We start from the raw sequence: 19073 nt of genomic DNA on the forward strand, positions 1-19073 counted from the left end.
CGTTCTCTTCCCCGGCCAACAAAAAAACCGCCCCTCGGGCGGCTGCAAACAGGCGTGGAAAGCAGGCGGCCCGTAATTGGGCCGCCCGCCAGATAGGTTACTGAGCGACCGGGTTACATACGGTCTGGCCCGCTTCGGTCGTGGCCAGCTCGGTGCCTGCCGGACATGTCGGCGTACCGAACTTGTCGTATTCAGGGGTGATATAAACCGGGGCCGGTTCTTCCTGCTGCGAGCATGCAGTCAGTACAAATGCCGTAGCGCAGATGGCAGCGAGTTTGAGTTTCATGTCCGTCAGTCCTCTATTACTTTTCTGATATTGCCCAATTTTTCGGGGCCGAGACCAGAATAGGCTCAAGACGCCTATCTGGCAACCGAGTTGATCACAAAGCCGTGAGACAAGGCGAAACCATGCTGGTCAGGCGATCTGCGACCCCCAGCAAACAGGTTCCGAAAGACCCGTTTCACGGCTTGAGGCGATCAAAAAGCCAAGTGTTGCGGCAGTATTCAGGTGTCCGATCCGCCGATGCGATTTTCGCCAGATGCCCCTCGCAATGATCCGGGTTCGAGCACCCTGAACAGCGCAAAACAGCGTCCGAGATTTCGTCAATTGTGACTGCTCCCGACAGAGCAGCCTCTTGCAGGTCAACTCCCAGCGTGGTTGCCATCTTGTCAACCAGTCCGGCGTGACGGCGCAGCGTTTCCTTGTCGGACATGCGGTTCCCTTTCCAGCTTGTTCTGCCAAAAGATAACCGATCCGCCGCTCATATCGTTTGATTCAGGTCAATTCGGCACACCCAGGTGATCCAGATAGGCCCGGGTCGCATCCTGAACACGGCGAAACCGATCTCCACCCAGTTTTTTCCCGCCGTACCAGCGGGTTACCACGATCACATGATCCGTCAGGCCGGCCCGCTCCATCATGCGCAGAATGACCATGCCTGCCCCGGCCTCTCCGTCATCTGCTTTCAATCCTCCGGTCGGTAGGACTGCGGCCCATGTGTTGTGCGTGGCCTTGGCATAGGCTTTGTCTGACTTGAGCTCTGCCAATAATGCATCCACATCTGATCGGTCGCCAACAGGGCCGCCGGACACAGCGTATTTTGATTTGCGATCCGTCAGGACCACGCCCAAACAGGTCAGCCCGCTCATCGCGACAGCCCCAATCCGCGCGCCGTGGTTATTACCGCCTCAACCCGTTTGGCATTCGGTGGATGTGACGCAAAAAAGATATCGCCAGGGTCAGGGATCCTTTGGAAATACCTCAGCCCGATTAACGGATCGTATCCTGCGTTGTGGGTGATACGTGTCCCCAATTGATCCGCTTCCAATTCGAACGTTTTGGAATAAGCCTGGGTTCCGACCTTGGCGCCCAACTCCTGAGCGCGCTCGATTCCCGCGCCTGAGTCGCCCTGCACCCGGGCCAAATCGCCGAAAATCTGCGCGCTTTCCCGGGCATTTTGCGCCTGTTTGGCGATATGGCCAAGAATGTGATGCGCCGCCTCATGCCCCATGACAAAAGCCATCTCGTCTGCGTTGTTCGTAGACGCGATCATGGCTTGCGTGAAAATGATCAGCGGCTGGCCGTCTTCACCGAGTGTTTGAAAAGCGTTGGCCTCGGCGCCCGGGTTTATACCGACAAGGATGACGAAATCACAATTGACGGTTCTGGACCTGCGTCGACACTCCTGTCGCGATGCGGTGCCGACGGCTTGGCTGACCTGCTGGAACGTGGCTGATTTGGCCTGCAACTCGGGCGATCTTGGCTGCCATTTCTCGGCTTCGACAGCAATGATCGACCCCGTGGAACAGGCCGCCAACAGCAAGATCAAACCCAAGGCAAGACGCCGCATCCAAGTTCCTTCCATTCCACACGGCCCACTTGCAGGCGTCGTTTCACCATTGACGGCAAAGCAACCGGGTTTCAATGCCCGACGGGTTGCAATGACGGCAATCGCGCGGCACTGTGACCGTATGTTTTCGATTGAGCATGAATTCGACTCGACTGTCATTACTCTGATCGACGAAGGCCCTAAGCCTTTGCAAGAGGACATCGTCATCAACAACTTCGCCGAATGTGTCACGCTGGAACAACTGGACCCGCGCACCGACACGATCCAAAAGATCACTCTGTCCCCGGAACAGGTTCGCGATCTGGCCGCGGCCCTCGATCTGCCCGAAGGCGTCTATCAGATTCAGGAACGCGACCCGGGCAAAGCCTGATCTACGCGCCAAGGCAAAACCTGCTCGCGCTTCGCGGACTTTTTGCTATTTCGATTGAAATTTCACGCGTCTCGCCATCAATTTGCACTTGAATCCAGGCCGCTGCGCGCCGAGATAGAACCTGCCTATGTAAAAAAGGTTAACATATGTCGCTCAAAAACCCTCAAGCGTTAGAATTTCTGCAATCCCGCAGATCCCGGCCCGCCAAAACCCTTGTTGGCCCTGCCCCGACCAGGGACGAGTTGCATCCGCTTTTGGTCGCCGCAGCCCGCAGCCCTGATCACGGCAAACTGGAGCCCTGGCGTTTTATGGTGCTGGAAAAAGGCGCCATGCCCCGTCTGGCGGAATTGACCGAAGCCCGCGCCCGGGAGTTGGGCAAAAGCGAAGAAGACGTCGCCAAAGCCCGCAGCCAGTTTGACATGGGTCACCTCGCGGTCGCCGTGATTGAGGTTCAAAAGCCGTCCGAGAAAATTCCGGCGGTCGAACAGACCTATTCGGCCGGTGCGGTCTGCCTTGCGCTTTTGAATGCCGCTCTGGCCGCTGGATGGGGGGCCAACTGGTTGTCTGGCTGGCAGTCCCATGACCGCGCGTTTTGTGAACACGCCTTGGGTCTGGCCGCAAATGAGCGTGTCGCTGGGTTCATTCACATTGCCACCGAAGGTGCCGTCCCGCCCGAACGACCCCGGCCCGATGTCGGGTCGCTGACCCAATGGGTTTCGGAATGATCATCCTCAATTCGTTTTTCGCAGCACTAGGCCAGATCGGAGATCCCAGGTTCCGTTCGGTTCTGTTGCGCGGGGTCGGTTTGACGATTGTTGTCCTGATCGCGGCCTGTGCGGGCGCGATTTGGCTGATCAACATTCTGTCGGGAAACGAAATCTCGCTGCCCTTCATCGGCGAGGTGCCCTGGTTGAACGATGTTCTGAACTATTCCGGGATCGTTTTGGTCCTGATATTGCCCGTTTTCCTGATGATTCCGGTCGCATCGGCCATCATTTCGCTGTTTCTGGACGAGGTCGCGCAGGCGGTCGAGGACCAGCATTATCCAACGTTGCCCAAAGTGGACCCGGTGCCGCTGTCGGACGCAATCAGCGACGCGCTGAGTTTCTTAGCGGTGCTGCTGGTCGCAAACCTTCTGGCGCTGATCCTTTACTTGATGTTCGCGCCGCTGGCTCCGTTAATCTTTTGGGCCATGAACGGGTTCTTGCTGGGGCGGGAGTATTTCACATTGGTCGCCATGCGCCGCCTTGGCCGGGAAGGGGCGCGTAATCTGCGCGCCAAACACGGATCGACCGTTTGGGTCGCGGGCACGCTGATGGCAATTCCCCTGTCGATCCCGTTTGTGAACCTACTGATCCCGGTGATCGGAGTGGCGACATTTACGCACATCTTTCACAAGCTTGGCGGCCAGAGGCCCTGAATTACTCGCGCGGCTCCAACTGGTTAAGCCAGTCAAAGTCGCGCACCGAGATCAGACCGGAAATGATGACGCCCGCAATAATCGCCCACAGCACAAAGGTAATACCTGTGGTGATCCACAGCTTCTTCTTCATGTGATGCACTTCGGGCGCCCCGGCATGGGTTCCGGGCACGATATCGCCCAGATCGCCTTGCGTCTTGATGCGCACGGGAAGCACAATCAAAAGCGTGAGAAACCAGATAACGGCGAACAGAACCAGCGCTGCGGTGATCGTCATCGAGTGGCCTCAGACCTGCTCAAGCTCGACAAGGCAGCCATTGAAATCCTTTGGATGCAGGAACAGAACAGGTTTGCCATGCGCGCCGATTTTCGGCTCGCCCGATCCAAGGACACGCGCGCCGGTTTCCTTCAAGTGGTCGCGGGCGGCAATGATATCTTCCACCTCGTAGCAAACATGATGAATGCCACCAGCCGGGTTCTTTTCCAGGAATCCGTTGATCGGGCTGTTTTCGCCCAGCGGATACAGAAGCTCGATCTTCGTGTTTGGCAGTTCGATGAACACCACAGTGACACCGTGATCGGGTTCATCCTGCGGCGCGCCCACTTTGGCCCCCAGCGCGGAACGGTATTGCTCGGCCGCGGCTTCGAGGTCGGGAACAGCTATGGCTACGTGGTTCAGGCGGCCGATCATGGAACTCTCCTGTGGTCTCGCGTTGCACAGGTTATGGGGTCTGACCCGACAAAGGGCAAGTGCGCCAAATTGCCCATTAACCCTGTATTAGCCAGATGTTCCTAGCGTGAGTCATCCGCTGAACAGGAGCACTGCCATGGACGATTCGGGACCTTTCGCCTCGCCACCGCCACCAACCAAACTGCGCCCGCTGCTGGGGCAGACGATATTGGTGGTCGAAGACAGCCGCTATGCGTGTGATGCCATTCGCCTGATGTGCCTGCACAGCGGCGCGCGTATTCGCCGGGCGGATTGCATCAAATCTGCGCGGCGACACCTGAAACTCTATCGCCCGTCCGTCATCATCGTTGATCTGGGGCTGCCCGACGGATCCGGTGCGGATCTGATCGCCGAACTGGCGCAAGACGCCCCAAGGATCAGCGTGATCGTGGGCCTGTCCGGGGATGACAATGCCGAGGATACGGCACTTGGCGCAGGCGCGGATGGGTTCCTGGCCAAGCCGTTGACCTCTTTGGCACAGTTTCAAACCTCGATCCTGCAGCTTTTGCCCGAAGATCGCCGTCCCGGCGGATTGGCCTCGGTCCGGGATGAGGTGATCGAGCCTGACCCGCTGGCTTACATGGATGACATGGCCCATATCGCGGGTGTTTTGACCGGTCCGAATGATCAAAACACGTTGGACTACGCGGCGCAGTTTCTGCGCGGCGTGGCACGGGACGCGGATGACAAGGTGTTGGCTCAGGCCGCACAAGACCTCAGCACTTCGCGGGCACAAGGCGCTCCAATCACGGCACTTGCGGCGCGGTTGGCCGGATTGGTGCAAAATCGCCTCGAACGGAAGGAGGCGATCTGACATGGAAATCGCGTATTTTGTGACCGCTTTCCTGTTATGTGCCTGGACGTACCGGCAAACGCGGCGGTCAGCCCGACGCATCAGAACGCTGCGCCGGGGGGTCGGAAACCCGCTGGATTAAACGCCGGCCACTCGGGCCGGCGATAGGCGATTATTCCTGGGGGATAAGCCGCAGACCCAGCTCCATCAACTGGTCCGAGGTTGGATCAGAGGGCGCATCCATCATCAGGTCTTCGGCGCGCTGGTTCATCGGGAACATCATGACCTCGCGGATGTTGGCCTCATCGGCCAGCAGCATCACGATCCGGTCGATCCCTGCGGCACAACCACCGTGCGGCGGCGCGCCATAGTGGAACGCATTGAACAGCGCGCCAAAGCGGGATTTGACCTCATCCGCGCCATAGCCTGCCAGTTCAAAGGCTTTCAGCATGATTTCCGGCTTGTGATTTCGGATAGCGCCCGAAACCAATTCATATCCGTTGCACGCCAGATCGTACTGATATCCACGCACGTCCAGAGGATCGCCCTGCAAGGCCTCCATCCCGCCTTGCGGCATTGAGAACGGGTTGTGTTCAAAGTCGATCGCGCCGGTTTCCTCGTCCTGCTCGTAGATCGGGAAGTCCACGATCCAGGCAAAGGCAAAGCGGTCTTTCTCGGTCAGACCAAGTTCCTCACCGATCACATCGCGCGCCTTGCCCGCGACCTTTTCAAAGGCTTTCGGCTTGCCACCCAAGAAGAATGCAGCATCGCCAACACCCAGACCCAACTGCTGGCGGATCGCCTCGGTGCGTTCGGGGCCAATGTTCTTGGCCAACGGCCCTGCGGCCTCCATCCCCTCGCCCTGATCGCGCCAGAAGATATAGCCCATGCCCGGCAAACCTTCTTTTTGGGCAAAGGCATTCATACGGTCACAGAACTTGCGGCTACCACCTTTCGGCGCGGGGATGGCGCGAATCTCGGTGCCGTCCTGCTCCAACAGCTTTGCGAAAATCGCAAAGCCAGAATCGCGGAAGTGGTCGGAGACCACTTGCATTTTGATAGGATTGCGCAGGTCGGGCTTGTCGGTGCCGTACCACAGCGCGGAATCCTTATAGGAAATCTGCGGCCAGTCCTGATCGACCTTACGACCACCGCCAAACTCTTCGAATACACCGGTCAGAACAGGTTGGATCGTGTCGAATACGTCCTGCTGTTCAACAAAGGACATCTCAAGGTCAAGCTGGTAGAAATCGGTGGGCGAACGGTCGGCGCGTGGATCTTCGTCGCGGAAACAGGGCGCGATCTGGAAATACTTGTCAAAGCCAGACACCATGATCAGCTGTTTGAATTGCTGCGGCGCCTGTGGCAGGGCGTAGAACTTGCCCGGATGCAGACGCGACGGCACCAGAAAGTCGCGTGCGCCTTCGGGCGAGGACGCGGTGATGATCGGCGTCTGATACTCGCGGAAACCCTGATCCCACATGCGGCGGCGCATCGAGGCCACAACGTCCGAGCGCAGTGTCATGTTCTGCTGCATCGCCTCACGGCGCAGGTCCAGATAGCGATAGCGCAGGCGGGTTTCCTCGGGGTATTCCTGATCGCCGAACACCATCAGCGGCAGCTCATCGGATGCGCCCAGAACTTCCAACTCACGCACGTAAACCTCGATCTCGCCGGTCGGCAGTTTCGGGTTCACCAACTCGGGGTCGCGCGCTTTGACGGTGCCGTCGATGCGGATGCACCATTCGGACCGGACCTTTTCCAACTCGGCAAACGCTGCGCTGTCGCCATCACACAGAACCTGAGTGACGCCGAAATGGTCGCGCAGGTCGATGAACAGCACGCCGCCATGATCTCGGACCCGATGCACCCAACCGGACAAGCGAACAGTTTCACCGACATTGGCGGCGGTCAGAGCGGCGCAGGTGTGGCTGCGATAGGCGTGCATGGATGATATCCCTTCGGGCGCAGAATTGGTCGCGCCGATACACCCCGTCAGGCCCGGAAAGTCAAGGCGGGATGGCACATCAGAAGGGTCTTTGAACGTTGCCCGAGTAGAAATAGACACCCAGGCCCACCGCAAAGATGATATTGCCCGCAATGGCATGCAACAGCACCGCATAGAAGAACGAGCCGCGTTTCTTGTAGGCCCAGGCAAAAAGCAGCCCACCCGCAAAGGTCATGGCGGCGACAAGCCAGCTCCAATACATCAGATGTGCAAAGGAAAAAATCGCGGCATTCAGCACGTAAATGGCGCGCCCGTCAGGTAAAATCGCTTGATAGCGCCTGAAAAACAGTGCGCGAAACAGCAACTCCTGTGGCAAAGCGGACAATAGCGGGTAACCAATCCAGATAAACGCCAGCATCTCGGGCCGGTATTTCAACAAACCAAATGCCACGTCCGGGCGCGTGGCATAGATCAATCCAACGCACAAAACCGTCATCGCAATTGTGAACACCAGAACCTCGGCCCAGGACCAATTGGCCCAACCATATCGCAGCTCGGCCCAGTGAAAGCCCGGTGTCACGTGCAACAGCACAATGCCCAGACCGGTCGACGCAAACAGTGCCGGAAACATCCAATTCGGGGGAAACAGAACTGCGATCATCAGGGGAAGACCGATGAAGAACAGGCCAAACTCCAGCCGCAAGCGCGTGTGTGAGGCCCCGGCTTCGAAGAAAGTGCTGTCTCGTGTCACGTCTGCACCCATTCTGCCGGGATCAGCCCGCGCAACGAATTTCCCACATAGACAGAGCGTGCATTTTGCAGGTCGGTCAAGGTCAGAACCGCTTCGGTCACCTTTTTGCGATCCAACAGCTCTTGACGCAGAACACCCGGCAACAGACCGCAAGACAGCGCTGGCGTCACCAAAGTACCGTCAGCCGTCTCGACAAACAGGTTGGTGATCGTACCCTCGCAAAGCTCGGCGCGTTCGTTCAGAAACAAAAGCTCATCCACCCCATCGGGCAGGGCCGCTCGCGCTGTATCATAGACAGCGCGCCGTGTCGTCTTGTGCCGCAGCCATGGATCATCCGACGCCAGAACCTGATCCGCGTTGGCCACGCGCCAGAGCGGAGGCTTATCAGCCAGCGCTGCGATCGTCAGGTCAAAACACCCGTATGTATCCAGCGTCAGGCGACAGCGCAGCGGTTGATCGCCATTTGAGGGTTCAAGCGCGCCGTTCGCAGCGTCCAGATCGAAGGGAAGCCCTAAGGCGCGGGCCGTGCGGGCCATGCGCGCCAGATGTGCTGCCTTACGCACGAACCCATCGCCGGGCCGATAGGCCAACGTTTCGATCAGGCGGAAATCAGGCTCAATTGGCGGGCGAAGCGGGCTTTCCATAGCGCCTCCTCATATTCCGATGGGGCCGTGCTGTCCCAGACGACACCGCCGCCGACATTCAGGATCGCCCGATTGTTTTCGACCATCAGGGTGCGGATGGCCACATTGAATTCCGACCGTCCATCCGGCGCGGCCCAGCCAATGGTGCCGCAATAAATGTCGCGCGGCCAGGGCTCCAGATCCGAAAGAACCTCCATCGCGCGAATCTTGGGCGCCCCGGTGATCGAACCACAGGGAAAGAGCGCCGTCAGAATGTCCGCCAACCCGACGCCCAGATGCAGTTGCGCCTGTACCAGTGACACCATTTGATGCAGGGTCGCATAGGTTTCGACCTTGAAAAGCTCGGGCACATTGACCGAACCGGGCAGCGCAACGCGGCTGATATCGTTGCGCAGCAAGTCAACGATCATCAGGTTCTCGGCCCGGTTTTTTTCGTCTGCTGCCAGAAACGCGCGCCGACGTTCGTCTTCTGCTGGATCATCACTGCGCGGCTGCGTGCCCTTCATAGGCCGGGTTTCAATCCGACCGTTGGTGTCAGTGCGAAAGAACAATTCGGGCGAACGGCTTAGAAGATCAGGCAACCCCTCTTGCTGGACCAGCGCACCATGGCCAACCGGCTGGCCCGCCGCCAACATGGCGTAAAGGCCTGCGCTGTCTCCGGTGGCCTCAAGATCGATCGGAAAGGTCAGATTGGCCTGATAGATGTCCCCGGCCCCGATGGCGTCATGAACAGATCGAAACGCCTGCGCATAGCGCGTTTCGTCCCAGCGCGGCTTGAAACCCGTGACCGCGCCGCCGGGATTGGGCAGGCCCACCCGATCGGGCGCATCATACACGCCAAAGCACAACAGCGGCAGACGGCGATCCCCCGGCAACCGGTCCAAAAGGCACGGTTCCAGCACATAGCCCAGCTCATAACTGGCATATCCGGCCAGCCACGCTCCATCGGCGCGTGCAGCATCCAGCGCCGCCAGCGCCTGGGGCACCTGGTCTGCGTGATCTGCTTGGATGATATGAGACGGGCGCTCAAACCGGGTACCCCGCCCGGCCGGGCCTTGATCGAAACGAATACGCACTTGCATCCCCATTTGACGTGCAACGCGATATAATGAAGTCGCGTCGATGGAAAAGAGGAGAAAGCGGCAATTTCACCCTTGTTTCCGATCCCCCTTGCACCTTTTCGCGCGGTCCCTATAACGCAGGACAATTTGGGTGCCGGGATGGTGCCCTGACTCGCGGAAAATTGAAGGGACCAGGCCATGCCGAGAAGAACCGACATCCAGTCGATCATGATCATCGGGGCGGGCCCCATTGTCATCGGACAGGCCTGCGAGTTCGACTATTCCGGCGCACAGGCTTGCAAGGCGCTGCGCGAGGAAGGGTACCGGGTCATACTGGTGAACTCGAACCCTGCCACCATCATGACCGACCCCGGTCTGGCCGATGCCACCTATATTGAACCGATCACCCCCGAAGTGGTCGCCAAGATCATCGAGAAAGAACGCCCCGACGCGCTGCTGCCCACGATGGGCGGGCAGACTGGCCTGAATACCTCGCTGGCGCTGGAAGAGATGGGCGTGCTGGAAAAGTTCGGGGTCGAGATGATCGGCGCCAAGCGCGACGCGATCGAAATGGCCGAAGACCGCGCCCTCTTCCGCGAGGCGATGGACCGGCTGGGCATCGAAAACCCCAAGGCCGAGATCGTGACCGCGCCCAAAGACGACACAGGCAAGAAAGACCTGGATGCCGGTGTTGCGCTGGCTCTGGACACGCTGGAAACCGTGGGCCTGCCTGCCATCATCCGCCCCGCCTTTACGCTGGGCGGCACGGGTGGCGGCGTGGCCTATAACCGTGAGGATTACATCCATATCTGCCGCTCGGGCATGGATGCTTCGCCCGTTGGTCAGATCCTGATCGATGAAAGCCTTTTGGGCTGGAAAGAGTATGAGATGGAGGTGGTGCGCGACACCGCCGACAACGCCATCATCGTCTGTTCCATCGAAAACGTCGACCCGATGGGTGTGCACACGGGCGACTCGATCACTGTGGCCCCAGCGCTGACGCTGACCGACAAAGAATACCAGATCATGCGCAATCACTCGATTGCCGTGCTGCGTGAGATCGGGGTCGAGACCGGTGGGTCGAACGTGCAGTGGGCGATCAACCCGGTCGATGGCCGTATGGTGGTGATCGAGATGAACCCGCGGGTGTCTCGCTCGTCTGCGCTGGCGTCCAAGGCGACCGGCTTCCCGATTGCCAAAATCGCCGCAAAACTTGCCGTGGGTTATACGCTGGATGAGTTGGACAATGACATCACCAAGGTCACGCCTGCCTCGTTCGAGCCGACAATCGACTATGTCGTCACCAAAATCCCGAAATTCGCGTTCGAGAAATTCCCCGGCTCGGAACCCTACCTGACTACCGCGATGAAATCGGTGGGTGAGGCCATGTCCATCGGCCGTACCATCCACGAATCGATGCAAAAGGCGCTGGCCTCGATGGAATCGGGCCTGACCGGCTTTGATGAGATTGAAATTCCCGGCCTGAACGTTGGCGTCTGGGACGAGGCCGATGACAAGGCCGCCGTGATCAAGGCAATCAGCCAACAGACGCCGGACCGTCTGCGCACCATCGCGCAGGCGATGCGGCACGGGCTGACTGATGACGAAATCTTCGGCGTCACCAAGTTCGACCCGTGGTTCCTGGCCCGTATCCGCGAGATTATCGAGGCCGAGCGTCAGGTGCGCAAAGACGGCCTGCCGGTGACCGAAGAAGGTATCCGCAAGCTGAAAATGCTGGGCTTTACCGATGCGCGACTGGGCAATCTGACCGGTCGGGATGAGGATAACGTCCGCCGCGCCCGCCGCAATCTGGGCGTCACTGCCGTGTTTAAGCGCATCGACACCTGCGCCGCCGAATTCGAGGCGCAAACGCCTTATATGTACTCGACCTACGAGGCCCCGATGATGGGTGAGGTCGAATGCGAAGCGCGGCCCAGTGATCGCAAAAAGGTCGTCATCCTCGGCGGTGGTCCGAACCGGATCGGTCAAGGCATCGAGTTCGACTATTGCTGCTGCCACGCCTGTTTCGCGCTGACGGAAACCGGCTATGAGACCATCATGGTCAACTGCAACCCCGAGACGGTCAGCACCGACTATGACACCTCGGACCGTCTGTATTTTGAGCCGCTGACCTTCGAACACGTGATGGAAATCCTGACGAAAGAGCAGGAAAACGGAACGCTGCACGGTGTGATCGTTCAGTTCGGAGGGCAAACGCCGCTGAAACTGGCCAACGCGTTGGAGGCTGAAGGTATCCCGATCCTTGGCACCACGCCAGACGCGATCGATCTGGCCGAAGACCGGGAACGGTTCCAGGCGCTGGTCAACGATCTGGGTCTGAAACAGCCCAAGAACGGCATTGCCTCGACCGACGGCGAGGCCCTGGCCATTGCAGATGAGATTGGCTTTCCGCTGGTGATCCGCCCGTCTTACGTTCTGGGCGGTCGCGCGATGGAAATCGTCCGCGATATGGATCAGTTGAAACGCTATATCAACGAGGCCGTTGTGGTCTCGGGCGATAGCCCTGTTCTGCTGGACAGCTATCTGGCGGGTGCGGTTGAACTGGATGTGGATGCACTGTGTGACGGCACCGACGTCCATGTGGCGGGTATTATGCAGCATATCGAAGAGGCCGGGGTGCACTCGGGCGATTCAGCCTGTTCGCTTCCACCCTATTCGCTGTCAAAAGAGATCATTGATCAGATCAAGGATCAGGCGTTCAAACTGGCCAAAGCACTGAACGTGGTCGGTCTGATGAACGTCCAGTTCGCGATCAAAGATGATGAGATCTACCTGATCGAGGTGAACCCTCGTGCCTCGCGCACCGTGCCCTTTGTGGCAAAAGCTACCGACAGTGCCATCGCGTCCATCGCGGCGCGTGTGATGGCCGGCGAGAAACTGGCGAACTTCCCGATGCGCCCGGCCTATCAGGAAGGTCAGGACACCAAGATCGCGGACCAGATGACGCTGGCCGATCCCGACATGCCCTGGTTCTCGGTGAAAGAGGCTGTGCTACCCTTCGCCCGTTTCCCTGGTGTCGATACGATCCTGGGCCCCGAGATGCGCTCGACCGGTGAGGTTATGGGCTGGGACCGGAGCTTCCCGCGCGCCTTCCTGAAGGCACAGATGGGGGCCGGAATGGTTCTGCCATCGCAGGGGCGCGCCTTTATCTCGATCAAGGATGCCGACAAGGGCGAGGCCATGCTGGATGCCGCACGGGTGCTGACCGAACGGGGCTTTGCGCTGGTCGCAACCCGCGGCACGCAAAGCTGGCTGTCCGAACAGGGCGTCGCCTGCGATGTGGTCAACAAAGTGTATGAAGGCCGCCCCGATGTGGTCGACATGCTGAAAGACGGTCAGGTCCAGTTGGTCATGAACACCACCGAAGGGGCGCAGGCGGTCGAAGACAGCAAGGCGATCCGCTCCATCGCCCTTTATGACAAGATCCCCTATTTCACCACCGCGGCCGCCAGCCATGCCGCTGCATTGGCGATCAAGGCGCAAGCCGAAGGCGACGTCGAAGTTCGGTCGTTGCAGGGCTGAATTGGCATAGCCCCGGCCTAGCTCCGGGGTATTTCTGCCGCTCTTGCAACATAACTCGGCAGAGAGACTGCGATTGTTTGGGTTCCCTCGGGTCAAGAAACCTTGATCTAACCGATCCGTGACTGCATTTTGGGCAAATCCAAAACCGCAGGTCCAGCCATGTACACGCCCGCCATTACCGGCACCGGTGTTTTCACACCCCAAAACGTCATCACAAATGCCGAACTTGTCGAGGCGTTCAACGCTTATGCGGACAAGCAGAACGAGTTGAATGCGACGGCGATTGCAGCGGGTCAAGCCGAACCTATGCAGCATTCATCCGAAGAGTTCATCGTCAAGGCCTCGGGCATCGAAAAGCGGTACGTGATGGACAAGGCGGGTGTGCTTGATCCCGAAATCATGCATCCCACACTGCGTCAGCGCAGCGATGAGGAACCCGGGATCATGACGGAAATGGCGGTCGCGGCCTGCGAAACCGCGCTGGCCCAAGCCGGGCGCACGGCGGCGGATGTCGATCTGGTGATCTGCGCGGCCTCGAACCACGAACGGGCCTACCCCGCGATTGCCATCGAAATCCAACAGGCGCTTGGGATTGGCGGGTTCGGGTTTGACATGAACGTCGCCTGTTCCTCGGCCACGTTTGGTATTCAGGCGGCTGCCGACATGATCCGTTCGGGCTCGGTTCGGGCAGCACTTGTGGTCAACCCCGAGATCTGTTCCGGCCATCTGGAATGGCGCGACCGCGATTGCCACTTTATCTTTGGCGATGTGGCGACCGCCACACTGATCGAACGGATCGAGGACGCAACGGGCCCCCATTTCGAGGTGATCTCGACCCGGTGTGAGACACAATTTTCAAACAACATCCGCAACAATAATGGCTTCTTGCGCCGCTCTCGCCCCGACGGCGTGAAAGATCGCCGCGACATGCAGTTCATGCAAAATGGGCGAAAGGTCTTCAAAGAAGTTCTGCCGATGGTCAGCAAACACATTGCCGACCATCTAGAAGCCGAAGGCATCAGCAACACCGATCTGAAACGTCTATGGTTGCATCAGGCCAACAAGACGATGAACGACTTTATCGGCAAAAAAGTCATGGGACGCACCCCTGAGCCCGCTGAGCAGCCAAACATCTTGCAGGATTATGCGAACACGTCCTCGGCAGGGTCGATAATTGCCTTTTCCAAGTACTCGGACGATCTGACCAATGGCGATTTCGGGCTGATCTGCTCGTTCGGGGCCGGGTATTCCGTGGGGTCGGTGATCGTAAAGCGCCACGCCTGATCGGCTTGGCTTTGCCGGGGCGATCTCAGCTTACGCTTTCTTCTTCCAGATGCAGCTTCATCTCGATCAGAACCTGTTGCAGCAGGCTGGTTTCTTTCAACAGCCGTTTTGCTTCGTTCACGGTGATGATGCCGTCTTCAATGGCGGCCTGATATTCGGTCATCAGCATGGCAAAGCGCTGGCTTAGTGCGATTACATCCGCATTGACACCGCCGGTGCGAGGTTCGTTGGAATTTCGTCCGTCATAAGACAGCGTAATATTCTGCAAATCAGCAAGGGCCGAAGTCACATGCGGGTACGACGCCGCATTTTCCAGATGCGCGACCGCATCCACCGGCATAAACCGGTCCGCATGCTCTGCGTTGTCCGAATAATATCGTCCAAGGGTGGCCTTTGATTTTCCGGTGATCTCACACGCTGCTTCGATCCCCACATCTTTGACCAAAGCTTCGGTGTGTTTTTTCAAATAGGCCCCGATATCTGCCATTCTGTTACCCTTGTTGCCCCAAAATTTCTTCTCGCCACCCCCACCGTTAACCATACGGGGGAATGGGCAGAGAAATTTCCCATATTCGATTCATAATTGAAATGCCATATTTTGACTATCCCTCAGATATGCAGGGATTTTGTGAGTGAGTGGCGGCAGTTCATGCCGGTAATGAGTGAAAGTAGGGTAGATTTTCCCCTACATTGTTTTGGCCTTATGTTGGCCGATGGCGCTGCTGTTGTGGAAGCGGGGTTTTCCATCCCCAAGAGCTTCGGCTCGGCCTCGTGACTGCAACGGCGGCGTCGTCTTTTTTTAAGTCAAACTCATGGCTTGCCCCTTTTGGTGTTGGGATTTAGACCCATCGCATGGCCAAGCTGTATTTCAACTATTCGACCATGAATGCGGGTAAATCGACGGTATTGCTGCAGGCTTCGCACAATTACCGTGAACGTGGTATGTCCACATATCTTATGACCGCCGAAATAGATGGCCGCGCGGGCGAAGGCCGTATCGCGTCGCGGATCGGCATCTCGGAAAAGGCGGATACTTTCAAACCATCCGACGATGTTTTTGCGATGATTGAGAATCGCTTGTCACAAGGTTCGGTGGCCTGCGTCTTTGTGGATGAGGCGCAATTTCTGACCGAAGATCAGGTCTGGCAGTTGGCGCGCGCCGTTGACGATCTGAAGGTTCCAGTGCTGGCCTATGGGTTACGGGTGGATTTTCAGGGCAAGCTGTTCCCCGGATCCGCCGCATTGCTGGCGTTGTCGGATGAGATGCGCGAGGTGCGCACCATCTGCAAATGCGGCCGCAAGGCGACGATGGTGATTCGGCAGGACGAAAACGGCAACACGATCACTGAAGGCGCGCAGGTGCAGATCGGCGGAAACGAAACCTATGTCTCGCTGTGCCGCAAACACTGGCGCGAGGCCATGGGGTCTTAAACCGGGTTAGGCAATGGCCGACCGGCCATGAACGCCGCCACATTGTCCAGCGCCATGTTCCCCATATTCGTGCGCACTTCCTCGGTCGCCGTTCCGAGATGCGGGAACAAGGTGGCATTGTCCAGATCGCAAAGCGCTTGCGGCACAACCGGCTCAATTTCGTAAACGTCCAGCCCGGCGCCGGCGATTTGCTTTGATTGCAAAGCCTGGATCAGGGCGGCTTCGTCAACAACTTCTCCGCGGGCAATATTCACCAGAATGGCGGACGGTTTCATGACGTGCAGCACATCTGCATCGATCAGATGGTAGGTTTCCGCGCCGCCCGGAACGGCCAGCACAAGAAAATCCGCAGCCGCGGCAAGGGTCCGTAGATCGGGAACGAATTCTGCCGCAAAGTCCAACTCTTTGCGACCGCGCGCTAGGTACAACGTTTTCATGCCAAAGCCAAAATGACACCTTCGCGCAATGGCTTGGCCGATGCGTCCCATACCGACGATGCCGACGGTTTTTCCGGTCACATGATGCCCCAGCATCTGAGTTGGATGCCATCCCTGCCATTGGCCAGACCGCACCAGACGTTCGCCTTCGCTTGTGCGGCGCGCTGTGGACAGCAGCAGTGCCATGGCAATGTCTGCGGTCGCATCGGTGACCGCGCCGGGCGTGTTGGAGACCTGAACACCCGCAGCATGCGCCGCTTGCACGTCAATATGGTTGTAGCCGACGCCAAAATTGGCCAGCAACCGACACCGTGGCGTGGGTGTTTCGGCAAATATTTCGGCCGAGAACTGATCGCCGAGTGTTGGCACCACGATGTCGAACTCGGTCAGCGCCCGCAGCAACTCTGATCGCGACATGGGCGCGGTTTCGCTTCGGATTTCAACGTCGAACTCGGACCGGGCCCGCGCCTCGACCGCTGGCGTCATGGGCCGCGCGATCCAAAGCCTCATCAATGCATCCTTCCACCTTTGGGCACCGTGCTGTCGGGCCCGATCAGCACAATCTCGCCGTCCTCATCCGGCAGGCCCAGAACCAGAACTTCGGACATGAACCGGCCGATCTGACGCGGCGGGAAATTGACCACCGCCATGACCTGTTTGCCGACAAGAGATGCGGGATCATAATGGGCGGTGACCTGGGCAGAGGTCTTCCGCTCACCGATCTCGCCCCCGAAATCGATCCACATCTTGATCGCGGGTTTGCGCGCCTCTGGGTAAGGCTCTGCCCGCAGAACTTCGCCGACACGGATGTCGACCTTCAGGAAATCATCAAACGAAATCTCACTCACGTGACAGCTCCTTGGATCGTTGGGTTGCGGCTGTGACCGCGCGTTGCAGCAAGTCCGGGAAACCGGTTTCCTGATGCATCAGAACCTCTAGCGCAGCTTGGGTGGTGCCATTGGGTGAGGTCACATTGACCCGCAGTTGCGCCGGGTCGTCTTCGGCGGCCTTAGCCAGCGCGCCAGCGCCGGCAACAGTCGATTTGGCAAGCTTCATGGCCAAATCATGCGGCAACCCGTTGGCTTCACCCGCCTTGGCAAGCGTTTCGATCAGGTGAAACACATAGGCCGGACCTGATCCGCTTAGGCCAGTGACCGCATCCATCTGGGATTCGCTGTCGAGCCGCACCGTTTCACCGATCGCCGTCAGCAGATTTTCAGCCAGCGCCAGATCGTCATCCGTTGCATCGCCGTTGCCCACCAGCGCGGTGATCCCCTGACGGATCGCAGCCGGTGTGTTCGGCATGGCCCGAATGATTGGCGTGCCCGCCCCCAGGATATTTTGGAACATGTCGATCGATGTTCCGGCTGCGACCGAGACGAACAGGCTTTTGCCGCCGCCCAGCGCTTGAATCGCGGGCAAAGCCTCGCCCATCATTTGCGGTTTGACCGCCACGAGCACGACCGCAGGTGATTCCGGCAATGGCGTGTTGAGGTTGACGTTTTGCGCCTTCAGCCAGTCGGAGGGAAAAGGATCAATCACCCAGACCGAGGCAGGCGGCAATCCGTGATCCAGCCAACCCGTCAGCATCGCCGAGCCCATTTTCCCGCATCCCAGCAGCACCAGCCCCTGGTCTGCGACGCGCGACATGTCCATGATTTGCCCCTCCCCATCGTTCAGGCTTGGGGCAAAGCTTTACGCGCGGCCGTAGGCCTCTGCAATGGCGACTTGCATGGCGTCCTCGGGGTCGCGATTGCCCCAGGTGACAAGTTGAATGGCCGGGTAATACCGCTCAGCGCTCAGCACCGCGGCGTTGATCATCGTGTCAATCTGTTCCGGGCTGGCCATCTGACCGCCCGCCAGTACCAGACCATAGCGATAGACCATCAGCTTTTGTTTGGCCCAATAGGTAAAGGCACCGGCCCAACACTGATCGTTCATCTTGTTGAGAAGTTCATAAAGAACGGTTTCACGCTCGGACGGGGGCTCCATCTCGAACGAACAAACCATGCGCAGTGTTTCGTCATAGTTCGACCAGGCCAGTGTGATTGAATAGGTGCGCCACTGTCCTTCGACAGCCATGGCGATCTGATCATCCCCGATCCGGTCAAAATCCCAGTCGTGGTGTTCCGCAAGATGTTCAACAATGTCAATCGGATGAAGGTCTTCTTCGAGATACTGCTCGGAAAGGGCCATAATGCCACCTCACTAATCTCTAGCATTTTGGGGCTGGCAGCGCCCCAGCGCTAGTTGCCTGCTCTACAAACCGGGCTTCCCCCTTTGGCCTGTACTAAATATGGTGCGATGTGGCTGACTCTGTGACAACCCCCATTTTTGGGGATAACAGCAATAAGTTGTGGACAGTTGGCAACGGCGCTCAAAATATTGGCGGCTGCGGCAGCTTTGTCTTGATAAAATTCTGCAACGCGTCATCATTCGCCGCACCGCATTGCCCGATCCTGATCGGCAGGCGCGCGACGGCGGTTTCTCAGAAAATTTCAGATTGGGCAGAGGTGCCGGACTATTTGTCCAGTTTTGCCTCCAGCGCGGCGATGCGCGCCTCAAGTGCCGCGTTTTCCTCGCGCGCTTTCTGGGCCATGGCGCGCACGGCGTCGAATTCTTCCCGGGTGACAAAGTCACGATCGGCCAACCAACGGTCGATCATAGATTTCATCGCATTCTCGGCCTCATCCCGCGCACCCTGGGCCACACCCATTGCGTTGGTCATCAGCTGGGACATGTCATCTAGAATATTGTTGCGCGTTTGCATGAGTTCACTCCGATATCGCGGTTGCTCCCTTATATGGGCAA

23 protein-coding genes are annotated in these 19073 nt (G+C 58.4%); 7 read left to right on the plus strand and 16 right to left on the minus strand.

Annotated elements, in window-relative coordinates:
* Nucleotides 1–97 precede the first annotated feature (97 nt).
* The 4 genes from ACR0AG_RS07110 to ACR0AG_RS07125 form a co-directional block, all read right to left on the minus strand.
* A complete protein-coding gene (locus ACR0AG_RS07110; protein WP_480837575.1) occupies nt 98–286 on the minus strand; it encodes a hypothetical protein in 189 nt (62 codons plus the stop codon).
* A 175-nt stretch (nt 287–461) separates the two neighbouring features.
* Complete coding sequence (locus tag ACR0AG_RS07115; protein WP_480837576.1) at nt 462–713, minus strand: DUF6455 family protein; 252 nt, start codon at nt 711–713, stop codon at nt 462–464.
* Nucleotides 714–780: 67 nt separating this feature from the next.
* Nucleotides 781–1149: a YigZ family protein gene (locus ACR0AG_RS07120; protein WP_480837577.1), complete on the minus strand. Its 369-nt coding sequence runs from the start codon at nt 1147–1149 to the stop codon at nt 781–783.
* The gene (locus tag ACR0AG_RS07125; protein ID WP_480837578.1) at nt 1146–1850 is read right to left on the minus strand and encodes a M48 family metallopeptidase; all 705 of its coding nucleotides are present in this window, start codon (nt 1848–1850) and stop codon (nt 1146–1148) included. Before ACR0AG_RS07125 ends, ACR0AG_RS07120 begins: the two co-directional genes overlap by 4 nt.
* Before the next feature lie 121 nt (nt 1851–1971).
* Here ACR0AG_RS07125 and ACR0AG_RS07130 point away from each other — a divergent pair, with 121 nt between their 5' ends.
* From ACR0AG_RS07130 to ACR0AG_RS07140, 3 genes are all read left to right on the plus strand, one after another.
* Nucleotides 1972–2220 (plus strand): hypothetical protein, encoded by a 249-nt coding sequence (locus ACR0AG_RS07130; RefSeq protein WP_480837579.1) that lies wholly within the window; start codon nt 1972–1974, stop codon nt 2218–2220.
* A gap of 146 nt (nt 2221–2366) precedes the next feature.
* Nucleotides 2367–2945 carry a nitroreductase family protein gene (locus ACR0AG_RS07135; protein ID WP_480837580.1) on the plus strand — a complete coding sequence of 193 codons (579 nt, stop codon included), beginning with the start codon at nt 2367–2369 and terminating at the stop codon, nt 2943–2945.
* Nucleotides 2942–3640, plus strand: coding sequence for an EI24 domain-containing protein (locus ACR0AG_RS07140; RefSeq protein ID WP_480837581.1), 699 nt, complete (start codon nt 2942–2944; stop codon nt 3638–3640). Before ACR0AG_RS07135 ends, ACR0AG_RS07140 begins: the two co-directional genes overlap by 4 nt.
* Before the next feature lies 1 nt (nt 3641).
* Here ACR0AG_RS07140 and ACR0AG_RS07145 read toward each other — a convergent pair whose 3' ends face one another.
* Both ACR0AG_RS07145 and mce read right to left on the minus strand, forming a co-directional pair.
* Nucleotides 3642–3917 (minus strand): DUF1467 family protein, encoded by a 276-nt coding sequence (locus tag ACR0AG_RS07145; protein ID WP_480837582.1) that lies wholly within the window; start codon nt 3915–3917, stop codon nt 3642–3644.
* Nucleotides 3918–3926: 9 nt separating this feature from the next.
* The gene (gene mce / locus ACR0AG_RS07150) at nt 3927–4331 is read right to left on the minus strand and encodes a methylmalonyl-CoA epimerase (RefSeq protein ID WP_480837583.1); all 405 of its coding nucleotides are present in this window, start codon (nt 4329–4331) and stop codon (nt 3927–3929) included.
* Between the two features lie 136 nt (nt 4332–4467).
* Here mce and ACR0AG_RS07155 point away from each other — a divergent pair, with 136 nt between their 5' ends.
* Nucleotides 4468–5184: a response regulator gene (locus ACR0AG_RS07155; RefSeq protein WP_480837584.1), complete on the plus strand. Its 717-nt coding sequence runs from the start codon at nt 4468–4470 to the stop codon at nt 5182–5184.
* A 151-nt stretch (nt 5185–5335) separates the two neighbouring features.
* Here ACR0AG_RS07155 and aspS read toward each other — a convergent pair whose 3' ends face one another.
* From aspS to ACR0AG_RS07175, 4 genes are all read right to left on the minus strand, one after another.
* Nucleotides 5336–7111, minus strand: a complete 1776-nt coding sequence (gene aspS / locus ACR0AG_RS07160) for an aspartate--tRNA ligase (protein WP_480837752.1) — start codon at nt 7109–7111, stop codon at nt 5336–5338.
* A gap of 79 nt (nt 7112–7190) precedes the next feature.
* Nucleotides 7191–7862, minus strand: a complete 672-nt coding sequence (locus tag ACR0AG_RS07165; RefSeq protein WP_480837585.1) for a CPBP family intramembrane glutamic endopeptidase — start codon at nt 7860–7862, stop codon at nt 7191–7193.
* Nucleotides 7859–8506 (minus strand): aminotransferase class IV family protein, encoded by a 648-nt coding sequence (locus ACR0AG_RS07170; protein WP_480837586.1) that lies wholly within the window; start codon nt 8504–8506, stop codon nt 7859–7861. The genes ACR0AG_RS07165 and ACR0AG_RS07170 overlap by 4 nt, the downstream gene beginning before the upstream one ends.
* On the minus strand, nt 8461–9588 hold the full coding sequence (locus ACR0AG_RS07175; RefSeq protein ID WP_480837587.1) for an aminodeoxychorismate synthase component I: 1128 nt from the start codon (nt 9586–9588) through the stop codon (nt 8461–8463). The genes ACR0AG_RS07170 and ACR0AG_RS07175 overlap by 46 nt, the downstream gene beginning before the upstream one ends.
* A gap of 177 nt (nt 9589–9765) precedes the next feature.
* On the opposite strand from ACR0AG_RS07175, the gene carB reads away from it, so the two are divergent.
* Both carB and ACR0AG_RS07185 read left to right on the plus strand, forming a co-directional pair.
* Nucleotides 9766–13110, plus strand: a complete 3345-nt coding sequence (carB, locus tag ACR0AG_RS07180) for a carbamoyl-phosphate synthase large subunit (RefSeq protein ID WP_480837588.1) — start codon at nt 9766–9768, stop codon at nt 13108–13110.
* A 159-nt stretch (nt 13111–13269) separates the two neighbouring features.
* Nucleotides 13270–14394, plus strand: a complete 1125-nt coding sequence (locus ACR0AG_RS07185) for a beta-ketoacyl-ACP synthase III (RefSeq protein WP_480837589.1) — start codon at nt 13270–13272, stop codon at nt 14392–14394.
* Nucleotides 14395–14419: 25 nt separating this feature from the next.
* Here ACR0AG_RS07185 and ACR0AG_RS07190 read toward each other — a convergent pair whose 3' ends face one another.
* Entirely contained in the window at nt 14420–14881 is a 462-nt protein-coding gene (locus ACR0AG_RS07190; RefSeq protein WP_480837590.1) for a hypothetical protein, read from the minus strand.
* Between the two features lie 365 nt (nt 14882–15246).
* Between ACR0AG_RS07190 and ACR0AG_RS07195 the strand changes: the two genes are divergently transcribed.
* Entirely contained in the window at nt 15247–15825 is a 579-nt protein-coding gene (locus ACR0AG_RS07195; RefSeq protein WP_480837591.1) for a thymidine kinase, read from the plus strand.
* Here the strand turns inward: ACR0AG_RS07195 and ACR0AG_RS07200 are convergent.
* The 5 genes from ACR0AG_RS07200 to ACR0AG_RS07220 all read right to left on the minus strand — a co-directional run bounded on the left by ACR0AG_RS07200 (nt 15822) and on the right by ACR0AG_RS07220 (nt 19032).
* Nucleotides 15822–16772, minus strand: coding sequence for a 2-hydroxyacid dehydrogenase (locus ACR0AG_RS07200; RefSeq protein WP_480837592.1), 951 nt, complete (start codon nt 16770–16772; stop codon nt 15822–15824). The two genes, ACR0AG_RS07195 and ACR0AG_RS07200, sit on opposite strands and share 4 nt — an antisense overlap.
* Nucleotides 16772–17110, minus strand: a complete 339-nt coding sequence (locus tag ACR0AG_RS07205) for a tRNA-binding protein (protein ID WP_480837593.1) — start codon at nt 17108–17110, stop codon at nt 16772–16774. Before ACR0AG_RS07205 ends, ACR0AG_RS07200 begins: the two co-directional genes overlap by 1 nt.
* Nucleotides 17103–17918 carry a pyrroline-5-carboxylate reductase gene (proC, locus tag ACR0AG_RS07210; RefSeq protein ID WP_480837594.1) on the minus strand — a complete coding sequence of 272 codons (816 nt, stop codon included), beginning with the start codon at nt 17916–17918 and terminating at the stop codon, nt 17103–17105. Before proC ends, ACR0AG_RS07205 begins: the two co-directional genes overlap by 8 nt.
* A gap of 39 nt (nt 17919–17957) precedes the next feature.
* Nucleotides 17958–18458 carry a type III secretion system chaperone family protein gene (locus tag ACR0AG_RS07215; RefSeq protein WP_480837595.1) on the minus strand — a complete coding sequence of 167 codons (501 nt, stop codon included), beginning with the start codon at nt 18456–18458 and terminating at the stop codon, nt 17958–17960.
* 325 nt (nt 18459–18783) lie between these two features.
* On the minus strand, nt 18784–19032 hold the full coding sequence (locus tag ACR0AG_RS07220) for an accessory factor UbiK family protein (protein WP_480837596.1): 249 nt from the start codon (nt 19030–19032) through the stop codon (nt 18784–18786).
* Between the last annotated feature and the right edge of the window lie 41 nt (nt 19033–19073).

The organism is Ruegeria sp. H6 (assembly GCF_056532975.1).